This window comes from Longimonas sp., assembly GCF_040409695.1.
Lineage (GTDB): Bacteria > Bacteroidota > Rhodothermia > Rhodothermales > Salinibacteraceae > Longimonas.
This window is the reverse complement of the sequence record NZ_JARWGJ010000150.1, coordinates 1-6,021: the sequence shown is the minus strand read 5'-3', so window position 1 is coordinate 6,021 and position 6,021 is coordinate 1. Positions and strand designations below refer to the sequence as shown.

Here is a 6,021-nt window from a genome sequence, read left to right as displayed (position 1 = left end):
AGCGTCTTCCCGCGTATTCCGAACCAAGAGCCCGTAACGCTCGATGCCGCCGTACGGGGCCCGCTCTCGTCACTCATCGTCGAAACGATGCGTGTGCAGCAAGCAGGCACCACCCTCTCCGTTGAAGGCACCGCCCTCGGGTTTCCCCACGACCTGGACGTAGAGGCCGCCCTCCGTGTCGATAACCTGACAGAGACCGTGGCGCAGTCCTGGTCGGTAGATCCCCTTCCGGAAAGCGGGCCCGCCGCGCTTCCGCTATCGGGCGAGGTGTATGTGCAGGGGCAGGTACGCGCCGCCCAAGCAGTAAACCAGCTGGCTGCCTGGCGGGCCGATTCGGCCTCAGGGCAGACCGAACTTAATGTGACCTCGGCGGCAGGCGACGTTGTAGCTGCGATGGATGTCGACTGGGCCACCGACGCCCCCCTCGCTTACGATGGCACGCTGACGGCCACCAACCTGGCTCTTCACGAGATTGCCCCTGGCACCATACCAGATATTACGCGCCTTACTGGCACGCTCGCCCTGGAAGGCTCCGGCACGTCGCGCTCTTCGGCTATAGCACGCGCCGAAGTGGAGCTTTCGTCCTCCATTCTTGCTGGAGGCGCGGTAGAGGCGCTTACCGGTACGATCGGGCTGGACCGCGGAATGCTTCAGGGAACGGCGGCACTTACCCAGGCCACGGGCCAGGAGTTGATGGCCGAGTGGCGCATGAGCCCGGAAGGCAGCGTCACTGAAATCGAGACATCGGTCGAGACGCGCCGCTTTGACGTGAGTCCCTGGGCGGGGCCCTGGCAAGAAACGACCCTCACGGGTACGATCGACCTGCAGGCACGCACACGTGCAAGTGCCATCGAGCACGGCACACTATCGATCAACGTAGACACGTCAACAGTCCGCCCTCACCCTACGGAAGATCAGCCTGAGGCTGCTGCGCGCACGATTCCCGCTCATACGATGCATGTAGCCCTCGACCCCGAAACGGGGCAGCAAGCGGGGGTGCCTCGTCTTGTTATCGGCGGTGATGTGCTCTCCGTTTCGGCCGGTGGGTCAGGCTGGACCCGGCCCCGTGCGGCGCTGCTCCCGGCATGGGGACGTGCCGTGGCGGAGACGATTGCGTATGAGCATGCCGTAGAGGGTACCGCGCCTGGTGAGATAGCTGCTGCAGTCGAATCTGCGGTCGAAGCCGCGCGGCCTGCGGCCCCGATGTGGCGCCCTCCCGATGCAGCCGACGGTCCGTTTTCGTTCGGCGGCACCCTGCGCATCCACCGCCCCGACGTGCTGCACGCATGGATGCCAGCGCTGCCCCAGGTAGCCGGTGGCACGCATCTACAGGCCAATGTGTATGCAGCGCCCGACTCCATGAATAGCACGATTCGGCTAAACACCGATGCGCTACGCACTGGTTCGGTACGTGCTGATAACCTGGACGTCGAACTACGCGTTGGCGCCGACGATGCAGATCGCCTTCCTGACCGCCTCTCGATCTTCGTGAACGGCTATGCCGATCAGGTCGACACGCCGGTTGCGTCGCTTTTTGAACCGCTCGTGCGAGGCAGCTACGAGGAGCGGCGAGGCTCCGTCTTGTTTGAAACCATTGAGCGCGGTCAGACCGGTCCCATTCAGGCTGAGATCGACCTGCGTGCCTTCGACACGCGCAACGAACTGGTTGTGCAGTACATCAGCGCCGAGGCGGGCGACCACCAGTGGCGCTCGGTTCGCCCCAGCTCGTGGACGCTCTACAGCAACCGTGTTGTGGGGGCCCCGCTGGAGCTGACCAGCGACGCTCCGCTTGCCGGCGACGACGCCACCCAGTCTATCGTGATTGACGGTGCCTTTTCGCCTGACAAGGATGATGCCCTCAACGTCGAGTTTTACAACGTACAGCTACTCCCCCTCTCGCAGCTGGCCGGGTGGTCGCAGCCGCTGGGGGGGCTCGTGAACGGCAACCTGCAGCTCAGCGGCACGTGGCGCAGCCCTGTCGGAGGCGGAGACCTGCGCGTCGACGAGTGGTCGTTTGATCGGCGCTTACTGGGGGACTTGACCGTAGGCGCTCATTACGTTATAGGGGCGCCCGACCTTGAGCTCGACCTGGCCCTGGCACCTACCCCCAACGTTGAAGGCCCCGCCGATGCCCAGCAGGCACTCGTTCCTGGTGGCATTCAGCAGGTCGTCGAAAATCAGCTTGCGCTCGCCGGACGACTGCGTGTATCGCAAGACGCCCCCGAATGGGACGAAGACGAATGGATCGACCTGCAGCTCGATATAGAGCGGGCCGACCTGTTCTTCTTTGACTTTGTCTTTGGGGATGTGATGCGCGATATCGAGGGATACACGCGCGGGTCGTCCTCGATTACGGGGCGCTGGGAGCGACCGGTCTTTGATGCCGACATGGAAGTCGATGGCGCGTTTACCATCCCTCGTTTCAACCTGGCCTACACGCTTGCCGGGCCGGTGTCGGTCGACCGGGAGGGTATTCACCTGGACGATGCAGTACTTGAAGACCGAGACGAGGGGCGTGCTGAAATCGGTGGGAGCGTGCTCTTCAACGACTATCAGTTTTTCTCTTTTGACCTGCGGAGCACGGTTGACGAACTGACAATCATGGACGTAGCACGCGCCGACGACCTGCCGTTTTACGGCTTTATACGCGCCTCCGGCCCGCTGCAGCTGCAGGGCCCTCTGTCGAACACGCGCCTTGTATCAGACGATGCCCGCACCTCGTCTGATACTGAGGTGTACATCCCCGTTACGGAGGGCGAGGGCGACCCGACAAGCGGGTTTCTGATCTACGCGGACTCTACGAGTCAGATGCTCGACTGGGAGCAGCTAACGCGCCGTGCGAATATCTTCGCTGACCGTCCAGAGGGCGAGGCGTCGTTCTTAGATGGCATGGAGATCGACCTGAACATTCAGGCTACGCGTGGAGGGCGCCTGCACATCGTGTTCGACGCGCTCGTTGGAGACGTGATCACCACCGAGGGCACCGGGCGCGTCCAGCTACAGCGCGAAGACGGAGAGTTCTCAATATTTGGATCGCTCGACGTGGTAGGTGGCACCTACCTCTTTACCGCCGGCGAGGTATTTGTGCGACGCTTTAGCATTAACCAGGGCTCGCTTTCGTGGGATGGGGACCCGATAAACGCCGAACTTGATATTGAAGCAGCATTCCGTACACGCGCCTCCCCAGCAGGCCTTCCTGGCTTTTCGGAACGAAGCGCACGCATTCCTGTGGTGATTGATCTTGACATCACCGGACGGGTGGAAACGCCAGAAGTCGCTCTCAGTCTTTCGCTCGACCGCGACCAGCGAGATCAGCGCATCGGGGCGCAGACCTTTGACGCGCTGCTGAACCAGGAAGAGCGCATGACGGAGTTCGCAACCAGCGTGCTGCTCACAAATACCTTTCTCCTCACTACGGAGAACATCGCGGGTACAGGGTCGGGGTCGGGAGAGCCAGGCCGCCTGGCTGATACCGGCGGACAGCTTGCCTTCAACAGCGTGTCGCAGCTTGTATCCAGCCAGCTCAACCGGTACCTGAGCGAAGCGCTGCCCAATGTAGACATTAATGTTGGGGTGCAGGGCGAAACAACAGACGACCTTGACATCATTTATGGGGTGGCCTTACGCCTTTTAGATGAACGGCTAATCATTCGCGGCGAAGGCGTGTATACAAGCAATGATGAACTGCGCACCCAGCAAGCTGGTCCACAGGGCGAGTTCGCTGTTGAGGTTCGATTGAGCAACCAGGTGTCTATGGAAGTCTTCTATCGTCGCGCAGGCGACGACCTTACCCGCGGTCAGACGCTGACCAGCACAACGGGAATCGGGTTATTTTACCAGACGCAGTTCAACACCTGGGGGTCGCTCTGGCGCCGTGTAACGGGACGATCCGAATCCCCAACCGAGGCGCCTCCTGCACTCGACCCGCCCGACGTCTCCTCTGAGCCCGTCATTACTGTTGAGGAGGCCGAGGACTCGGGCGTCGACCCGTAAAACTGCTGCCTTTTTAGCAGGCGCGTAGCTTCGAGCGACGCCACACAACGCGTCGCCGCTGTACGCCGCCCACACCTGCCCTTTATTATCGTTTTTGTCATAGCACTCCTGTACTCTATTGTCTACTTCTGTTTCTCCCTCCCCGATGCGCCAAGCGATCCTCTCTTTTTTAGAGGAGCACCCCGATACCTCTTTTCGCGACCATGAGATAGCTCAGGAGCTGGAGCTCGATGATAACCAGCGTTTTCTTCAATTTGGGCGCACGCTCGAACGGCTTGTCGAAGCTGAGCTGATTGAGCGCGATGGAGAAAAGTTCTACCATAAGAAGATCGAGCGCGGTACGATTGGCGTTCTCAGTGCCCACCCGCGTGGCTTCGGCTTCGTTGAAGATGCCGATACTGGCGAAGAATACTTTATTCGCGAATCCAACATGGGTACGGCGCTTCACGGCGACCTCGTACGCGTAGCCGTAGGTGCACAGTCAAAGCCCGACAAGAAACGAGAGTGTGAGGTGCTTGAGGTGGAAGAACGGCGACGCACCCGCGTAGTCGGTACGTTCCGCCCACAGGGCTCTCATGCTATCGTACAGCCCGATGACAACCGCATCCTCCAGGATGTGTTTGTGCCCAAAGATGCCTATAACGGCGCTTCGAACGGTGACAAGGTTGTGGTCTCGATCGACCGATTCACCGACCGGCGGGCTTCACCAGAAGGGCGTATCCTAAACGTGCTGGGTGCAGCGGATGACCCCAACGTGCAGGTGCTGTCGCTGGCCATGAGCATGGACGTACGTACCGACTTCCCCAAACCGGTACAGCGTGAGGCCGATGCGATCTCAACCTCAATCCCGAAAGAAGAGATCAACAGGCGCCTCGACCTGCGCGAGAAGCAGATCTTCACGATTGACCCTGAGGATGCTAAGGATTTCGACGACGCGATCCACATCGAGAAAACCTCGAATGGCACCTGGGAAGTGGGCGTTCACATCGCTGATGTGAGCCACTACGTAAAGCCAGATACAGCGATCGACGAAGAAGCGATCACTCGCGCAACCAGCGTATATCTGGTTGATCGCACCATACCGATGCTCCCTGAGAAGCTGTCGAACCAGGTCTGCTCGCTTCGTCCGCACGAAGACACCCTCGCGTTCTCTTGCATCATGGAGATTGATACGCAAGGTAAGGTTGTAGACTACGAGTTCAGCGAAACAGTCATCCACTCGAAGCGGCGCCTGACGTACGACGAGGCGCAGGAGTTCATCAACGGAGATAACGCAGAAGATGATGTCGCGTTGCCGGTAAAACGGGCCTACTCGCTCTCGTCTATCCTTACTAAAAATCGCATGAGCGAGGGCGGCATTGACTTTGGCACCGATGAGGTAAAGGTCGTGCTTGACGACAAAGGCCATCCGGTTGACATCGTAGTTAAGAAGCGGATGCCTGCAAATCGGCTTGTTGAGGAGTTTATGCTCCTTGCCAACCGCACCGCTGCACGTCACGTCGCCGACACCGACGATCCGAAGCCTTTCGTGTACCGAGTGCACGATACACCTGATTCGGAGCGCATCCAGAAGCTTTCTTCGTACGTGGAGGTCTTCGGCCATAAACTCCCCTTGACCGACGGCAACGTGACGCCCGGCGACCTGGGCGCCCTTATTGACGATATCAAGGACGAACCCGAAGAGGTGGTGATTACGCGGGCCGCGCTCCGAGCGATGTCTAAAGCCGTCTATTCCACAAAGAATATCGGCCATTTCGGACTCAACTTTCCGTATTACACGCACTTTACCAGCCCAATCCGGCGGTACCCCGACCTGATCGTACATCGCCTCTTGAAGCGGTATCTTAGCGGCGGCTCGGCGGTAGACGTAGGTGCGCTGGATGAGCGCTGCGAGTACTGCTCCGAAAAAGAACGTGACGCCGAACAGGCCGAGCGCGAATCGGTGAAGCTCAAGCAGGTAGAGTATGCACAGGCTCACATTGGCGACACGTTCGAGGGCGTCGTCAGTGGCGTCACGAAGTTTGGCGT

Annotated in this window: 2 protein-coding genes; both read left to right on the top strand. The window is 59.9% G+C overall.

Annotated elements, in window-relative coordinates; genetic code table 11:
- The coding region (locus PPP56_RS09285; RefSeq protein ID WP_353563762.1) for a translocation/assembly module TamB domain-containing protein at positions 1-3,993 on the top strand (3,993 nt) is incomplete at its 5' end.
- A 145-nt stretch (positions 3,994-4,138) separates the two neighbouring features.
- Positions 4,139-6,021: ribonuclease R (gene rnr / locus PPP56_RS09280; RefSeq protein ID WP_353563761.1), on the top strand; the 1,883-nt coding region annotated here is incomplete at its 3' end.